Origin of the sequence: Thomasclavelia sp., assembly GCF_017889095.1 — a bacterium.
In the GTDB taxonomy this organism is placed as follows: Bacteria; Bacillota_I; Bacilli_A; order Erysipelotrichales; family Coprobacillaceae; genus Thomasclavelia.
On sequence record NZ_JAGHEW010000090.1, the window covers coordinates 15,214 to 30,227 of the forward strand.

19 protein-coding genes are annotated in these 15,014 nt (G+C 29.9%); 9 read left to right on the forward strand and 10 right to left on the reverse strand.

Going from position 1 to position 15,014, the window contains the following annotated elements:
* Nucleotides 1-147: 147 nt before the first annotated feature.
* From J7M77_RS04140 to pcp, 4 genes are read left to right on the forward strand one after another with little or no spacing between them, the layout of a single operon-like run.
* On the forward strand, nt 148-825 hold the full coding sequence (locus J7M77_RS04140; RefSeq protein ID WP_296876285.1) for a DUF969 domain-containing protein: 678 nt from the start codon (nt 148-150) through the stop codon (nt 823-825).
* A complete protein-coding gene (locus J7M77_RS04145; protein ID WP_296876287.1) occupies nt 825-1,280 on the forward strand; it encodes a DUF979 family protein in 456 nt (151 codons plus the stop codon). Before J7M77_RS04140 ends, J7M77_RS04145 begins: the two co-directional genes overlap by 1 nt.
* A gap of 11 nt (nt 1,281-1,291) precedes the next feature.
* Nucleotides 1,292-1,843, forward strand: coding sequence for a DUF979 family protein (locus J7M77_RS04150; protein WP_296876289.1), 552 nt, complete (start codon nt 1,292-1,294; stop codon nt 1,841-1,843).
* An 11-nt stretch (nt 1,844-1,854) separates the two neighbouring features.
* Complete coding sequence (gene pcp, locus J7M77_RS04155; protein WP_296876291.1) at nt 1,855-2,496, forward strand: pyroglutamyl-peptidase I; 642 nt, start codon at nt 1,855-1,857, stop codon at nt 2,494-2,496.
* A gap of 33 nt (nt 2,497-2,529) precedes the next feature.
* On the opposite strand, the gene J7M77_RS04160 is transcribed toward pcp, so the two are convergent.
* The 7 genes from J7M77_RS04160 to J7M77_RS04190 form a co-directional block, all read right to left on the reverse strand.
* Nucleotides 2,530-2,958 carry an RDD family protein gene (locus tag J7M77_RS04160; RefSeq protein ID WP_296876292.1) on the reverse strand — a complete coding sequence of 143 codons (429 nt, stop codon included), beginning with the start codon at nt 2,956-2,958 and terminating at the stop codon, nt 2,530-2,532.
* A 12-nt stretch (nt 2,959-2,970) separates the two neighbouring features.
* Nucleotides 2,971-3,783, reverse strand: coding sequence for a MurR/RpiR family transcriptional regulator (locus tag J7M77_RS04165; RefSeq protein ID WP_296876294.1), 813 nt, complete (start codon nt 3,781-3,783; stop codon nt 2,971-2,973).
* 29 nt (nt 3,784-3,812) lie between these two features.
* Nucleotides 3,813-5,312: a PTS transporter subunit EIIC gene (locus J7M77_RS04170; protein ID WP_296876296.1), complete on the reverse strand. Its 1,500-nt coding sequence runs from the start codon at nt 5,310-5,312 to the stop codon at nt 3,813-3,815.
* A gap of 3 nt (nt 5,313-5,315) precedes the next feature.
* Nucleotides 5,316-5,996, reverse strand: coding sequence for an N-acetylmannosamine-6-phosphate 2-epimerase (locus J7M77_RS04175; protein WP_296876298.1), 681 nt, complete (start codon nt 5,994-5,996; stop codon nt 5,316-5,318).
* An 11-nt stretch (nt 5,997-6,007) separates the two neighbouring features.
* Entirely contained in the window at nt 6,008-6,484 is a 477-nt protein-coding gene (locus tag J7M77_RS04180) for a PTS glucose transporter subunit IIA (protein WP_296876300.1), read from the reverse strand.
* Between the two features lie 217 nt (nt 6,485-6,701).
* Nucleotides 6,702-8,570 carry a heavy metal translocating P-type ATPase gene (locus J7M77_RS04185; RefSeq protein WP_296876302.1) on the reverse strand — a complete coding sequence of 623 codons (1,869 nt, stop codon included), beginning with the start codon at nt 8,568-8,570 and terminating at the stop codon, nt 6,702-6,704.
* Between the two features lie 14 nt (nt 8,571-8,584).
* On the reverse strand, nt 8,585-8,803 hold the full coding sequence (locus J7M77_RS04190; RefSeq protein ID WP_296876305.1) for a cation transporter: 219 nt from the start codon (nt 8,801-8,803) through the stop codon (nt 8,585-8,587).
* Nucleotides 8,804-8,956: 153 nt separating this feature from the next.
* On the opposite strand from J7M77_RS04190, the gene J7M77_RS04195 reads away from it, so the two are divergent.
* Nucleotides 8,957-9,310, forward strand: a complete 354-nt coding sequence (locus J7M77_RS04195; RefSeq protein ID WP_296876306.1) for a helix-turn-helix transcriptional regulator — start codon at nt 8,957-8,959, stop codon at nt 9,308-9,310.
* 159 nt (nt 9,311-9,469) lie between these two features.
* Nucleotides 9,470-10,033, forward strand: a complete 564-nt coding sequence (locus J7M77_RS04200) for a cadmium resistance transporter (protein ID WP_296876308.1) — start codon at nt 9,470-9,472, stop codon at nt 10,031-10,033.
* A gap of 40 nt (nt 10,034-10,073) precedes the next feature.
* Here J7M77_RS04200 and J7M77_RS04205 read toward each other — a convergent pair whose 3' ends face one another.
* Entirely contained in the window at nt 10,074-10,949 is an 876-nt protein-coding gene (locus J7M77_RS04205) for a MerR family transcriptional regulator (RefSeq protein WP_296876310.1), read from the reverse strand.
* Between the two features lie 69 nt (nt 10,950-11,018).
* Nucleotides 11,019-11,684 carry a Crp/Fnr family transcriptional regulator gene (locus tag J7M77_RS04210; protein ID WP_296876312.1) on the reverse strand — a complete coding sequence of 222 codons (666 nt, stop codon included), beginning with the start codon at nt 11,682-11,684 and terminating at the stop codon, nt 11,019-11,021.
* 115 nt (nt 11,685-11,799) lie between these two features.
* Here J7M77_RS04210 and hcp point away from each other — a divergent pair, with 115 nt between their 5' ends.
* Genes hcp through J7M77_RS04225 form a run of 3 tightly spaced genes read left to right on the forward strand, consistent with a single transcriptional unit; the run spans nt 11,800 to nt 14,684 of the window.
* Nucleotides 11,800-13,614 (forward strand): hydroxylamine reductase, encoded by a 1,815-nt coding sequence (hcp, locus tag J7M77_RS04215; RefSeq protein WP_296876314.1) that lies wholly within the window; start codon nt 11,800-11,802, stop codon nt 13,612-13,614.
* 10 nt (nt 13,615-13,624) lie between these two features.
* Nucleotides 13,625-14,197 carry a hypothetical protein gene (locus tag J7M77_RS04220; RefSeq protein WP_296876316.1) on the forward strand — a complete coding sequence of 191 codons (573 nt, stop codon included), beginning with the start codon at nt 13,625-13,627 and terminating at the stop codon, nt 14,195-14,197.
* A 1-nt stretch (nt 14,198) separates the two neighbouring features.
* Entirely contained in the window at nt 14,199-14,684 is a 486-nt protein-coding gene (locus J7M77_RS04225) for a hemerythrin domain-containing protein (protein ID WP_296876318.1), read from the forward strand.
* Between the two features lie 64 nt (nt 14,685-14,748).
* On the opposite strand, the gene J7M77_RS04230 is transcribed toward J7M77_RS04225, so the two are convergent.
* Nucleotides 14,749-14,979: a hypothetical protein gene (locus tag J7M77_RS04230; RefSeq protein WP_296876320.1), complete on the reverse strand. Its 231-nt coding sequence runs from the start codon at nt 14,977-14,979 to the stop codon at nt 14,749-14,751.
* Nucleotides 14,980-15,014 lie beyond the last annotated feature (35 nt).

The window sequence follows — 15,014 nt, forward strand, 5'->3', positions numbered from 1 at the left end:
CTAATCATTCATTAAAAAAACATATAAATGAGTATTGATTTATATGTTTAATGATGAATATTTACTTGAACGAAAAAGTATACTTTTTCATTCAAATGAAATATTAGTTATATAGTTTTCATTTTAGTATATTAGAAAGGGGATTATATGGAATATTTAACATTAATAGGTATCGTTATTATTGTTGCTGGGTTTGCATTAAAGTTGGATGTTTTAGCGACAGTAATCGTTTCTGGGTTAGTAACTGGACTAATTTCTGGAATGGACTTTTTTGCAATCTTAGAGATACTGGGACAGTCATTTGTTAACAATCGACTAATGTCAATCTTTTTGATTATTTTCCCAGTAATTGCTATTATCGAAAGATATGGTTTAAAAGAAAGAGCTGCTTATTTAATTGGAACAATTAAAAATGCTTCAGCAGGGAAAGTATTAGCAATCTATTCAGTTATTCGTACACTTGCTTCAGCATTGAACATTCGTATTGGGGGACATGTTCAATTTATTCGTCCTTTAATTTTACCGATGTCACAAGCTGCCGGTGAAAAAGTTAAAGGTGAAACTTTTGATGAAAAAGAAACTGAATCAATCAAAGGATTATCAGCTGCTGTTGAAAACTATGGAAACTTCTTTGCTCAAAACTGTTTCCCAGCAGCCAGTGGAGTTGTTTTAATTCAAGGAACAATGGTTGGAGCTGGATTTAGTGAAGTAACGCTTGCAAGTATTGCTACTTCATCAATCTATATTGCTGTAATTTCTGTAGCTTTAACATTTGTGCAAGTACTTTTATTTGATAAAAGAATTAGAAAAGGAGGTAAAAAATAATGTTAGATTTTATGGGGACTTATTTACCAGAATTTTTCTATGTTCTTTGTGCAGTAGTTGCTTTTGATACAGCTTATCGGGCAACTAAAAACGAAGAAGCTCGGGTTGGAACAACAATCTTTTGGACTTTACTAGGAATTACATTCATGTTTGGAAAATTCATTCCAAGTGTAGTAACTGGGGGAATCTTAGTTGTTATGGGATGTTTAACAGCAACTAATCAAGTTAAAATGGGTTCATTTGTTGAATCTACACCAGAATTTCGTAAAAGTTCTAGTGAAAAACTAGGAAACAAAATTTTTATTCCTGCAGTTTCAATTGGGATCATGGCTTTAATTTTATCATTGATCCAATACAATAGTGATACTGCTCAAACTTTTTATTTAAAATTTAGTAATTTCTTTACAGTAGAATTATTCTCTTTGGTAGCTCAAGCGGTAATCCAACTGCTTTAAATGGTGCGGTCATGACGGGAGTTGCCTGTGTTGTTGCTTTAGTTTTAGCAATGGTTATTTGTAAACCAAAGGTATCTGAAACTCGTAGTGATACATCAAGATTATTAATGCAAGTTGGAGCATCTTGTTTGTTGCCACAATTATTAGGGGCATTAGGTGATGTATTTAGTGCTGCCGGTGTTGGTGATGTTATTTCAAAAATCATTTCAGCAGTAATTCCTTCTGGAAATGTTTTCTTAGGAGTTGTAGTTTATGTTTTAGGAATGGTAATCTTTACGATGATCATGGGTAATGCTTTTGCTGCCTTTACTGTTATTACTATTGGAATTGGTATCCCATTTGTTATTAACCAAGGTGGGGATCCTTCAATTGTTGCTGCTTTAGGGATGACAGCTGGTTATTGTGGTACTTTAATGACACCAATGGCAGCCAACTTTAATATCGTTCCGTGTGCGGTTTTAGAAACAAAAGATCAAAAATATGCGGTTATTAAATCACAAGTGCCAATGGCTTTAACAATGATCGTTATTCATATTGTTTTAATGTTAGTATTAGCTTTTTAGAGGTGAGATAAATGAAAATATTAGTTACAGGTTTTGATCCTTTTGGTGGAGAAAAAATTAATCCTGCCATTGAATCAGTTAAAAAATTAGCTGATGAAATTGGTGGAGCACAAATCATTAAATTAGAAATTCCGACTGTTTGTCATAAATCTTTGGAAGTAATTGATGGGGCAATTGCAAAAGAGGATCCTGATGTTATTTTATCAATTGGTCAAGCTGGTGGTCGTCCTGATATTACGGTAGAAAGAGTTGGTATCAATATGGACGATTGCCGTATTCCAGATAATGCTGGTCAACAAATTATTGATGAACCAGTTTATCCAGATGGACCAGCAGCCTATTTTTCAAATTTACCAATTAAAGCCATGGTTGCTAAGATCCAATCTAAAAATATTCCAGCGTCAGTTTCTAACACTGCTGGTACATTTGTATGTAATCATGTTCTTTATGGGGTAAGACATTTAGTGGAAACTAAATATCCTGGTAAAAGAAGTGGATTTATTCATATTCCATTTTTACCAGAACAAGTTATTGATAAAAAAGGTCAGCCAAGTATGGCATTAGAAACAATTGTTGCTGCTTTAACAGCTGCAATTGAAGCTATCATCGAAACTGATGTTGACATCAAAGTTACTGGTGGCGCAACTCATTAACAAAAAAGAGATATTCAATGCGAATATCTCTTTTTATTGATTTATAACTTGGGTTTTGAAGATAAAGTCATGAGGTAATTCAAAATCGAATGAACGTTCTACAAAAATGGCAAATACTAAGAAATATAGAATAGAAAAGATCATGAAAATTGGTGCAAAAGATATTTTAACTACACATTCTCTTAAAAAGTTTTGTAAATAGGTACGGTTTGAACCGTTTTTATTTATTACTTGTAATTTCATTATTTTTTGTCCTAGTGTCTTGCCATTAGTTTTAGTAGGCAAATAAGTCGTTAAAATTAAGATCGTAATCAAAGCACAAACTAACATCATAATGGCCTGATAATGAGTCGCTGGATCAAGATAGAAAACTTGAGCACAAAAAGTATAAATTGTTACAAAAAACATCACGATCATATAATCAATTAAATATGAAATTGTCTTTTTAAATAATAGTAGCATCACTAATCTCCTCTAATCTTCTTTTAATACTTGAACCGTTTTTTTATGTAGTTTAGCACGACTTTCTTGATTAGATACGTTGTTGATAAAATGATTATAACAAATATCTAAAATAATCAAAATTGGAAACTGTGGTGAAATAATATTGCCAGAATCTAAATCTTGAAATGAGGGAACGACAATTTTTTCATCACAAAACGGATATTCTTGATCTTTATTAGCTGTAATAATAACTGTTTTAGCACCATTGGTTTTAGCGTGTTTTAAAGAAAAGTTAACTTCTTCTTTTTTGCCGCTAATACTAATACCAATAACTAATGTATTACTGTCTTGGAAAATTGATTGCATTTTCATTTCATCACTTTGTTCAACAGCTTCCATCAATACTCCTAAACGCATGAACCGGTTTTTCATTTCTCGAGCAGCTAATCCTGAACTGCCAACACCAATAACTAAAACATGATGAGCTTGATTAATTAGTTCGCTGATTCTTTCAATTTGTTTTTCATCTACGTAATTAACAGTTTGATTAAGTAATTCATGGTAAGTATTCAATACTTCCTGGAAACTGAAAGATACATTTTTATTTTGTTTAATAAAACCTTCTTCATAGCGATAAACAAATTCACGATAACCACGAAAACCACATTTTTGAGCAAATCTTGATAATGAAGCTTCGGAAACAAACAGTTTATCTTTGATTACTTTACTAGAAAAATCTTCAATTTGCCGGTTAGAAATAAAATAATCGGCAATAACTTTTTCTACATTGGTTAGTTCATTATAATGATTGATTATAATTGGAATTACGGATTCTTTATACATCAAAACACCTGCCATTTAAAATAATTTATTTAATCATCAACACCCAAAATACTGTTGATTTCATTTTTATATAATATTGCTTTAGCACCATAAATTGCCTGAATACCACCTTTTACATCCAATACGGCAGTAGCACCGATTTTCTTTAAAGTATCACGGTCAACTTGATTACTATCTTTTACACTAACACGAAGCCGAGTAATACAAGCATCAACATCTTCAATATTATCTTTACCACCTAATGCTTCTAAAATAATAATAGCATCATCATGTAACGATGATTTTGATTCAATTTTAACATCTTCTTCATTTTCTTCATCACCACGTCCTGGTGTCATAATGTTAAATTTAGTGATGGCAAATCTAAAGATAACATAATACATGATTGCCCAAACAATTCCTACTGGAATTTGTAAGATCCAGTTGGTTTTAGCAGTTCCTTGTAAAATACCAAATAAAGTAAAGTCGATTACGCCACCAGAGAAAGTATTTCCAATCGAGATATTTAAAATATCAGCGATGAAAAATGATAAACCATCTAGTAATGAGTGAACAACATATAATGCTGGTGAAACAAATAAGAACATGAATTCAATTGGTTCAGTAATACCAGTAATAAATGAAGTTAAAGCAACACCTAGAAAAATTCCTAAATATTTCTTTTTATTATCACTAGTAACACAATGATACATTGCTAAACAGGCAGCTGGTAGACCAAACATCATTGTTGAAAAACGACCGGCAAAAAAGCGGGTACCTTCAGTAAATAAACCTACATGATTAGGATCAGCAAGCTGAGCAAAGAAAATATTTTGGGCTCCTACTACTTGAACACCATTAACAATTTCACTACCACCTAATTCAGTATACCAGAACATTGGATAAATCATGTGATGTAAACCAACAGCACCACATAAACGCATCAAAAAGCCATAAAAGAATGTTCCAATTGCACCAGCTCCAGCAATCATATCACCAGTAGAAATTAATAGGTTTTGTAATGGTGGCCAAATTAGATAGAAAATACAGCCAACAAAAATTGCTGATAAAGATGTAACGATAGGAACAAATCTTGAACCGCCAAAAAATCCTAAAACTTGTGGTAATTGGATATTTTGATAACGATTATGGAGATTGACTGCAATAATTCCCATAACTAAAGCACCAATAACACCAGTATCAATTGCATTTCCTTCAGGATTAAAAATTGATAACATTGAAGTAATCGTTCCATTCATAACTAAAAATCCAACAACACCAGCTAACGCAGCTGTACCTTTGTCCTTTTTAGCTAATCCAATACATAATCCGACACATAGTAATAATGCTAAGTTGCCAAAAATAATATTTCCGGCATCAGACATGATTTTAAAAACTGCCTGTAATGCAGGTACATCCAAAAATGGATATGCCGAAATAGTAGCAGCACTGGAAAAGGCCCCGCCAATTCCTAGTAATAAACCGGCTGCTGGCAATATAGCAATTGGCAGCATAAATGCTTTACCAATTTTTTGTAAATATTTAAACATAAACTATCCCTCTTTCTTTAAGACTTTTACAAAACGTTCAGTAATTTGCTGAGGACGTGTAATGGCTCCGCCAACAACGGCACTAAATACACCACAGTAATCAAAAACTCTTTGTAAATCTTCAGGTGTATTAATTTTTCCTTCAGCAATAACTGGAACTGTTAGTGTATCAACACATTTTTTTAATAATTCAAAATTAGGTCCATCGATATTTTTAGAATATGATGTATAACCACATAGTGTTGTTGAAACGATATCAAATCCCATTTCTTGTGCCTTAAGACACTCTTCGTAAGTTGAACAATCAGCCATAGCTAGACGATTGTGTTCATGGATCATTTCAACAAGATCCGCACATTTTTCATTATTTGGTCTTTTGCGGCAAGTAGCATCAAGCGCAATTATTTGACAATTAGTGGTTAATAACTGGGCTACTTCTTTTTTTGTTGCAGTAATGAAAACTTCACTATCTTCGTAATTTCGTTTGATAATACCAATTAATGGTAAATCACAAACTTTCATGATTTCATTAATATCATCAACCGATTGCGCCCGAATTCCTGCAGCACCGCCAACTTTAGCGGCAATTGCCATTTTGGACATGATATAGCTTGAATGCAATGGTTCATTGGGTAAAGCTTGACAAGAAACAATTAGTTTCCCTTTTAGTTGTTCTAAATTCATATTTATTCCTTCTACTTTCTTATTATTGCAAGATCATCTTTTGATGAAATAACGTTTTTAGATGAAGTCCATGTCAAATCAAGTTCTTTAGGCTCACTAATACATAAAATTGCTTCTGTTGCATAGCCTTTAGCTTCTAGCAGTTTTAAATCAGCTTCTAATAATAAATCACCAGGTTGAACTTCTTGATTGATTTTAACATGACTAATAAAACCTTCACCTTTTAAATTAACAGTATCAATCCCAATGTGTAATAGTATTTCTATTCCCTCATTTGTTTTTATCCCAATAGCATGTAATGTTGGAAATACCATAGTAATAGTACCAGCAACCGGACTATAGAATTTTCCATCATTAGATTTAATTGCAATACCAGGTCCCATTAAACCTTGTGAAAACATTTCATCGTTAACTTCATTTAAGAAAACGATTGAACCACTTGCAAATGCTTTTAAAGTAGTTGTTTTTTTCTTTCTAAAAAATTTCATTTGTAGTTCTTCTTTCATCAAAATTTTTATTTGTTATAACGCGTTACATCTTCATTATATGGGATATTTAGCTAAAATCAATATTTTGCCAGTGTTTAGGAAACGCTTTCAATTATCACGGATTTTTAATTTATTTTTCTATTTTTTGAAAGTATTTTCATCTTTAAAAGATAAAAAAAGACTCAGTTTTATTTAAAAAACTAAGTCTAGATTAATTTTATAAATGTTTAACTCTTAAAGCTCTAATAGCATTTAATACTGCAATTACCATGACACCAACATCAGCAAAAATCGCTAACCACATATTGGCAATTCCAATTGCTCCTAAAAGCAAACAAATTAACTTGATGCCAATTGCAAAATAAATATTTTCATAAACAATTCGTAAACATTTTTTAGCAATCTTGATCGCTTTAGAAATTTTCAGAGGATCATCATCCATTAAAACAATATCAGCTGCTTCAATAGCGGCATCACTACCTAAAGCTCCCATAGCAATACCAATATCTGCTCTTGAAAGAACTGGTGCATCGTTAATACCATCACCTACAAAAGCTAATTTTTCACGAGTTTGTTTTTTCGCTAATAATTCTTCTACTTTATTAACTTTATCACCTGGTAATAATTCACTATATACTTGATCAATCTGTAATTCATTAGCAACTTGATTAGCTACTGTTTTAGTGTCACCAGTTAACATGATCGTTTCTTTGATACCAATATTCTTTAAAGCCTGAATGGCCTTTTTAGCACTTGGTTTAATTATATCAGAAATTAGAATGTGACCAGCATAGTTATTATTAATAGCTACATGAACGATGGTACCAATACTACGACAAGGATGATAATCAATATTATATTTTTTCATTAATTTATCATTTCCTACTAATACCGTTTGATCATCAATCGTAGCTAGAATACCATGACCACTAATTTCTTTTACATCTTTAATGCGATTTTTATCAATATTTTGACCATAAGCTTTTTGTAAGCTAATAGAAATTGGATGCGTTGAATATGCCTCTGCTAAAGCAGCGTATTCTAATAACTGGTTTTGATCAATAGCAGCATGGTGGATACCATTAACTTCAAAGACTCCCTGGGTCATTGTTCCGGTTTTGTCAAAAACAACATATTTAGTTGCTGCCAAAGCTTCTAAATAGTTAGAACCTTTAACTAAAACTCCGGCTTTACTAGCTCCACCAATTCCAGCAAAGAAACTAAGTGGGATACTGATTACTAAAGCACATGGACAGCTAATAACTAAAAAAGTAAGAGCTCGATAAACCCAGTTTGACCAGTCAGCACTATTTCCTATAATCAAATTAACGATTGGTGGAAGTAATGCTAAAGCTAGGGCACTATAACATACGGCTGGCGTATAATAGCGAGCAAATTTAGAAATAAAGTTTTCTGAACGTGATTTTTTAGAACTGGCGTTTTCAACCATATCAAGAATTTTTGAAACAGTTGATTCACCAAATTCCTTAGTTGTTTTTATTTTTAATAAGCCGGTCATATTGATACAACCGCTAATAACTTCATCATCTTTTTTACAATTACGAGGTAAGCTTTCACCAGTTAGCGCACTTGTATTTAACGTTGAATTTCCTTCAACGATGATACCATCAATAGGAACCTTTTCTCCAGGTTTTACTACGATTACAGTTCCAATTTCGACTTCATCAGGATCAACTTGTTCTAAAGTACCATCGCTATTTTCAATGTTAGCATAATCTGGGCGAATATCCATCAAATCACTAATATTTCGTCTGCTTTTTCCCACAGCATAGCTTTGAAACCATTCTCCAATTTGATAGAAAAGCATTACGGCAGTTCCTTCACCAAAATCACCTAAAGCAATTGCTCCAACTGTAGCAATCGCCATTAAAAAATTTTCATCAAAAACCTGACGATTTAAAATTCCTTTAATGGCTTTTCTTAAAATATCATAACCAATAATAAAGTAGGTTACTAAAAATAAGATCATTTCATAAACATCAGCTAATGGAATTATCTTTAATCCGATGAATAAAACTAAAGAAATGATAATTCTTATTAGCATTTTCTTTTGTTTTTTATTCATATAAATACTCCTTATTATAAGAAGATTTCACAATCATCTTCAACCTTTTTACAATTCTTTAATACTTCTTTCATTACTTCTTTATAATTAACACCATCTTCAAATTCAACATTCATCTTTAATGTCATAAAATTAACCACTGCATTTTTAACACCTTCAGTTTCATTAGCAGCGATTTCCATTTTATTAGCACAGTTAGCGCAATCTACATCAATTTTGTAAGTCTTTTTCATTTTAATTCCCTCCTATATATTGAATAATTGAACATATATTCAACTTACAAATACATTATAGTTTATTAACTATTTAACTGTCAAGCGTTTTAAGACAGATTTGACAATTATTTAATAATTAATTTATAATATAGAAAAATAAGGAGTGAGAGGATGTTAGAAAACCGTTGTGATTGCAGTCCTAGAGATGTTGAATTAGTAAACAAAGTTAAAGGCAATATGCCGGCATTTGATGAAATAATGGAATTATCAGATTTTTTTAAAGTGATGGGTGATAGTACTCGATTACAATTGTTGATGTCTTTGCAGCAAAGTGAAATGTGTGTTTCTGATCTGGCTAATGTTTTGAATATGAGTAAATCGGCTGTTTCCCATCAATTAAAGACACTTAGAGTATCTAAATTAATTAAATCTCGTAAGGAAGGAAAAATTGTTTTTTATTCATTGGATGATGATCATATTGATCGTATTTTAGCTACTTCAATTGAACATATTAATGAAAGATAAAATAGATTGTATTTTATATTGATAAGTTAATAAAAGCTTCCGTATAGGGGTTTATACCTGAGGGTATTGAAGTCAGCTATGAAAATAGTTAGAACTGGATGAGTAAGCCTATACACAGTTTTCTGTGTTAGACTTACTTTTTATTTTATTGGAGGAAAAATGATTACAGTAATTTTAAGTGGAATAGTTTCTTTTGTCAGTACCAACATTGATGATCTTTTTATTTTATTATTTTTATTTAGTCAAACAATTAATTTTAAAGAACGGTTAAAAGTAGTAAGCGGACAGTATTTAGGAATTAGCTTTTTACTAATTGTAAGTATCTTAGGTGCTTACGGCAGTAATATTTTCTTGATTGATTATCTTTGGTTACTGGGCTTTTTACCAATTATTTTAGGAGTGAGAATATTTGTTAAAAATCAAGATAGTAATGAAAATGATTTAAGTTATCATAATTCACTTATTAGTATTATTGCTTTAACGGTGTCTAATGGTGGTGATAATGTTGGTGTTTATATTCCCTTATTTACGCAATATAATTACCTTGAATTAGTGGTAATGATCTTGATTTATTTGATCATGATCGGAATATTGTGTTTAGTTAGTTATTTAATCATTAAAAATAAATATGTAAATAAAGGGATTAAAAAATATCAGGCATTGATCGTACCAATTGTTTTAATCTTGATAGGGGTAATGATAATTATAAAAAATAGGGGATAAAAAGTTAATTAAAAAGGAAAACATCTAAAAAGTGTTTTCCTTATTTTTTAGGACTAAATGGTTTTTTTAATACACCAAGATATCCTTTAAATATAGATTTTATTTGTTCTTTAAAGGAAGGAACAGGCTGTTTTGAATCTTTTAATTCTTGTAATGGCAACATATAATCATTTTTAATAATTTGCCAATAAAAATCTTTAAGTTCTAAGTTATATTCTTTTTGCCATTGTTTAAAATTACGATTAAAGTATTTATATAACTGCATTGGATCATTGTATTTATGATAAGCATTAATTAGCTTTAATGGATCATTGATAATAAGATTAAATGATAATAAATAATCAAAGAAATTAGTTACTTCATCATTATTAATTAATTGTAAACAGTAAGTTTTTAAATTAGTATTAATATCAAGATAAATAAAATACAAATTATAAATACCATAATATTTACCATCTTCACCTTTACTGCAGCATAAACTTAAATCAATTGATTCAATTTCTGAAATCTTTATAACTACATCATTATATCGTATTTCATTATTTAAATAGTAAAGATTAATATAATCATCATTTACTTCTTGATTAGAATGAATAAAAACTTTGATTCTTTTAAAACAATCATCAATTCCTTTTTCAATTTGATTAATTTTGTCTTTTTCTAGCTGTAAATGATTGCGTTTAGTTTGTAAACAGTTTTTTAAAGTTAGTTCGTTAGCAAAAATTAATTTAATATCATCAATACTAATTTCTAAAGAACGTAACGTCATGATCATCTTTAATATTTCTAGATCATTTTGATTATAATTACGATAATTATTTTTATTTCTTTGCGGTTTGATCAAGCCTTCTTTTTCATAATAAATTAATGCTTGTTTACTAATACCGAGTAATTGTTCAACTTCATGAGTTTTCATATCTTTCATCCCTTTCGACTATATTAAACACTATGTTGTAAGCATACAGTCAATAGTTTTAATCAAAAATCATGATTTTTTTATTAATTTGAAAACATTTTTTTGATAATCAAGAATACCAGCTTTTTTTAACTTACTTAGTTCATTTGATAAGGCACTTCTTTCAACGGCTAAATAATCAGCTAATTGTTGACGATTAAAAGGAATTTCAAAAGTTAATGCGTTGTTTTTGATAGCCTGAGAATTTAGGTAGGAAAGAATTTTTTCTTTTGTCGATCGTCTAGTTAAAAAATGAATTTTTTGTGTTAATAAAACATTTTTAGAAGCAACGATCGAAAGCAAATTGTGAATTATTTTATGATGAAAAGGACAAGCATGATGACAGGGAGTTATTAAATGTAAAATATTTAGAAAAAGTATAGTAGTTGTTTTATTAGCGACAATATTTAAATTGATTTCTAATTGTTTACTGCAAGCATAAGATTCTAAAAAAAATTCACTAGGATTTATTTCGCTAATAATAGTTTTATTACCCCAAATATCATGATGGCAAATATGAACCTGTCCTTCAAGTACAAGAGCGATTTCTTTAACAGAGTCACCAGGTTTAATAATAGTTTCGTTTTTTTGATAGGTTTGTTCACGGCTTTTTAAACAGGCTAATAGTTTTTCGATTTCCTTTAGATCAATTTCATTGAATAAAGATGATTGTTGTATAATTGATAATTTATCCATAAATTTGCTCCTTTTGTTGTAAAAACAACATTAATGTCATTAATACTCTATTATAGTATAAAAGAAGAGTCAAATTAAATACTCTTAATAAATATAAATAAAGGAGAAGATGATAATGGAAAATAAGATGTTTTGCTTTCAGTGTCAAGAAACAGTTGGAAATAAAGGATGCAGTCAAATTGGAGTTTGTGGAAAAACTCCAACCACAGCAAAATTACAAGATATATTGATTGATGTTACTAAAGAATTGGCTGAAGGATTAAATGAATTATCTAATCAGCAAAAAATTGATGATTTATATCATGATCAAATAAGTAAAAATTTGTTTATTACGATTACTAATGCTAATTTTGATGATGAGATGATTAGCACAGAAATTAATAAAACGATAAATTTAAAAAAGGCAGTATTTTTACAATTAGATAATCAAAAAAATTTTTTAAGTAGAATTATAGATGAAAATATAGAAACAAGAATGAATAAAGTTGGGGTATTAAAAACTGAAAATGAAGATATTCGAAGTTTAAAAGAATTAATAACTTATGGTTTAAAAGGTATGGCAGCTTATAACCATCATAGTCAAATCCTTGGTTATCGAGATAGCAAAATTGATTGTTTTATTATTGAAGCTTTAGTTAAAATAGATGATCCTAAAATGACTTTAGATGATTACTTAGCGCTAACGATGGAAACTGGAAAATATGGAGTTGCCGTAATGAAATTATTAGATAAAGCCAATACGGATACTTATGGACATCCAGAAATAACAGAAGTTAGTTTAAACACCCGAAATAACCCGGGAATTTTAGTTTCTGGTCATGATCTTAGAGATTTAGAAATGTTATTAGAACAAACTAAAGATACTGGTATTGATGTTTATAGTCATGGCGAAATGTTACCAGCTCATTATTATCCGTTTTTTAAAAAATATGATCATTTTGTTGGGAATTATGGTAATGCCTGGTGGCAGCAAAAAGAAGAATTTTTATCTTTTAATGGACCTATTTTACTAACGACTAACTGTTTAGTACCTCCATTAACCAGCTATCAAGAGCGTATTTATACAACTGGTGCCGTTGGTTTTCCAGGTTGTCATTATATTGTTAGTGATGATCATGGTCATAAAGATTTTTCTGCAATTATTGAACATGCTAAAAAATGTAAACCACCTAAATCAATTGAAGATGGCAAGATTGTGGGCGGTTTTGCTCATCATCAGGTATTAGCTTTAGCTAATCAGATTGTCGAAAGTGTTAATAGTGGGAAAATTAAAAAGTTTGTTGTCATGGCAGGTTGTGATGGACGTCATCCAACGCGGCAGTATTACCAGGATTTTGCGTTAAACTTGCCTCAAGATACAATTATTTTAACTGCTGGCTGTGCTAAATATCGTTATAATAAATTAGATTTAGGAACTATTAATGGAATTCCCCGGGTCTTAGATGCCGGTCAATGTAATGATTCTTATTCACTGGCAATGATTGCATTAAAGTTGCAAGAAGTATTTGGATTAGATGATATCAATGATTTACCAATTATTTATAATATTGCCTGGTATGAACAAAAAGCTGTTATTGTATTATTGGCATTATTGTCGTTAGGGGTTAAAAATATTCATCTAGGACCAACTTTGCCAGCGTTTTTATCAAAGAATGTAATTGCTTTTTTAGTAGAAAATTTTAAAATGGCAACGATTCAAACAGTTAAAGAAGATTTAGATTTATTTTTTCCAGAAAAAGAAATAGTAGATAAATTTAATGGTGATATGCTGGTTGGTCAAATTATGGAAGATCCTCGAGCAATGGAAATTTTAAGTAATAATGGGATGGGATGTTTAGGATGTCCAGCCTCACAAGTAGAAACTTTAGCTGATGCCTGTATGGTTCATGGCTTAGATGTTGAAGAAATGTTGAAATTATTAAATCAATAGGAGAAGTTAAATGAGTGCTTTTTTAAAACCGGTTCATTATTGGTTATATACTAAAATTAAATATCAAGAATCTTTAAATCAATTAATTATTAAACACACTGATTTTAAAAATGAGTCATTGATTGACCAAGAATGTGGGATTTTTTTAGCCGGATGTTTAGAAGAAATCATTGATCATCAGGCAATTCACCAATGGCTGTTTAATCAGCTTTGCATAGTTGAAAAACGATTTGCTTTGATTATTAAGCATTTAAAAAAAGAGGATCTTAAAGTGGTTGAAAAGGTAATATTTCAAGCTGGAAAAGAGATTGGAAAACAAGAAGAATTTCAAAATTGTCGAGAATTATTTTGGATAATTGATAAATATCTTTTAAATGGAATGCCCTGTGATCAGGGAATCAAGATAATTATGCAAGATAATGATCAAATTATTTATGAATATAATCAAATGTTAGATCGTTATTTAGATTTAGAAACAGTTCAGTTATTTCAAAATACTTGGCTTAAAGGGTTATTAGAAGCTAGTTCGATTATTCAAATAAGACTTGATGCTCATACTTATATGTTAAAAATGGAGGTATAAAATGACAGATATAATAACAGATTTAGAAGCTGATCACCAAAAAATATTGGCTTTTATCAATGAATTTGAACAACGTTTAATAAAATTTATGGAAGAAAATATAATTGATTTTAAGCAAATGGCTGATGATATTTTGTTTATTCGCGAATTTGCCGATAAACATCATCATCAAAGAGAAGAAAAAATTTTATTTAAATATATGATCGATCATTTAGGAACAGTAGCTAAAAATTTAGTACAACAAGGAATGATGGTTGAACATGATCTAGCTAGATTATATGTAAAGCAGCTAAAAGAAACATTACAAAGTTATCAACAAACTCATTTATTAATCGATAAACTAACAATTATTTCTACAGGTCACAGTTATTGTATGTTGCTTAGACGCCATATTGAAAAAGAAGATACAGTTGTTTATCCTTTTGCTAGAAAAAACTTATCAGCAGAAATATTTAAATTAATGAATCAAGAAAATCAAAATTATTAGTTTAATGATATTTCTTAAAAAACAGTTATTATCAATACTTTAAATATCAAAAAGATAGAAGTTGTCAGCTTCTATCTTTTTTTAAAAATAATCCACCAAGTAGTAAAAAGATACCACCTAGTAATGTTAAAACGGTTCTAAAAATAAAAGAATTGAAATAAGTATCTGGCAAATTATAGCTATAAAAATTATTAAAAAAGCTAGCTAAAATACTAATAATATCCATGCAGGCAATAGACATTATAATAATGCCAATACTAATTAAAAATAAACTTATTTTCTCTAGGTTATTCATTGTTTGTACCTCTTTTATTAATATTTATATTAAGA

Bases quoted from the DNA above. Each gene is read 5' to 3' on its own strand.
- J7M77_RS04140 (WP_296876285.1), top strand. From the start codon at position 148: ATGGAATATTTAACATTAATAGGTATCGTTATTATTGTTGCTGGGTTT.
- J7M77_RS04145 (WP_296876287.1), top strand. From the start codon at position 825: ATGTTAGATTTTATGGGGACTTATTTACCAGAATTTTTCTATGTTCTT.
- J7M77_RS04150 (WP_296876289.1), top strand. From the start codon at position 1,292: ATGACGGGAGTTGCCTGTGTTGTTGCTTTAGTTTTAGCAATGGTTATT.
- pcp (WP_296876291.1), top strand. From the start codon at position 1,855: ATGAAAATATTAGTTACAGGTTTTGATCCTTTTGGTGGAGAAAAAATT.
- J7M77_RS04160 (WP_296876292.1), bottom strand. From the start codon at position 2,958: ATGCTACTATTATTTAAAAAGACAATTTCATATTTAATTGATTATATG.
- J7M77_RS04165 (WP_296876294.1), bottom strand. From the start codon at position 3,783: ATGTATAAAGAATCCGTAATTCCAATTATAATCAATCATTATAATGAA.
- J7M77_RS04170 (WP_296876296.1), bottom strand. From the start codon at position 5,312: ATGTTTAAATATTTACAAAAAATTGGTAAAGCATTTATGCTGCCAATT.
- J7M77_RS04175 (WP_296876298.1), bottom strand. From the start codon at position 5,996: ATGAATTTAGAACAACTAAAAGGGAAACTAATTGTTTCTTGTCAAGCT.
- J7M77_RS04180 (WP_296876300.1), bottom strand. From the start codon at position 6,484: ATGAAATTTTTTAGAAAGAAAAAAACAACTACTTTAAAAGCATTTGCA.
- J7M77_RS04185 (WP_296876302.1), bottom strand. From the start codon at position 8,570: ATGAATAAAAAACAAAAGAAAATGCTAATAAGAATTATCATTTCTTTA.
- J7M77_RS04190 (WP_296876305.1), bottom strand. From the start codon at position 8,803: ATGAAAAAGACTTACAAAATTGATGTAGATTGCGCTAACTGTGCTAAT.
- J7M77_RS04195 (WP_296876306.1), top strand. From the start codon at position 8,957: ATGTTAGAAAACCGTTGTGATTGCAGTCCTAGAGATGTTGAATTAGTA.
- J7M77_RS04200 (WP_296876308.1), top strand. From the start codon at position 9,470: ATGATTACAGTAATTTTAAGTGGAATAGTTTCTTTTGTCAGTACCAAC.
- J7M77_RS04205 (WP_296876310.1), bottom strand. From the start codon at position 10,949: ATGAAAACTCATGAAGTTGAACAATTACTCGGTATTAGTAAACAAGCA.
- J7M77_RS04210 (WP_296876312.1), bottom strand. From the start codon at position 11,684: ATGGATAAATTATCAATTATACAACAATCATCTTTATTCAATGAAATT.
- hcp (WP_296876314.1), top strand. From the start codon at position 11,800: ATGGAAAATAAGATGTTTTGCTTTCAGTGTCAAGAAACAGTTGGAAAT.
- J7M77_RS04220 (WP_296876316.1), top strand. From the start codon at position 13,625: ATGAGTGCTTTTTTAAAACCGGTTCATTATTGGTTATATACTAAAATT.
- J7M77_RS04225 (WP_296876318.1), top strand. From the start codon at position 14,199: ATGACAGATATAATAACAGATTTAGAAGCTGATCACCAAAAAATATTG.
- J7M77_RS04230 (WP_296876320.1), bottom strand. From the start codon at position 14,979: ATGAATAACCTAGAGAAAATAAGTTTATTTTTAATTAGTATTGGCATT.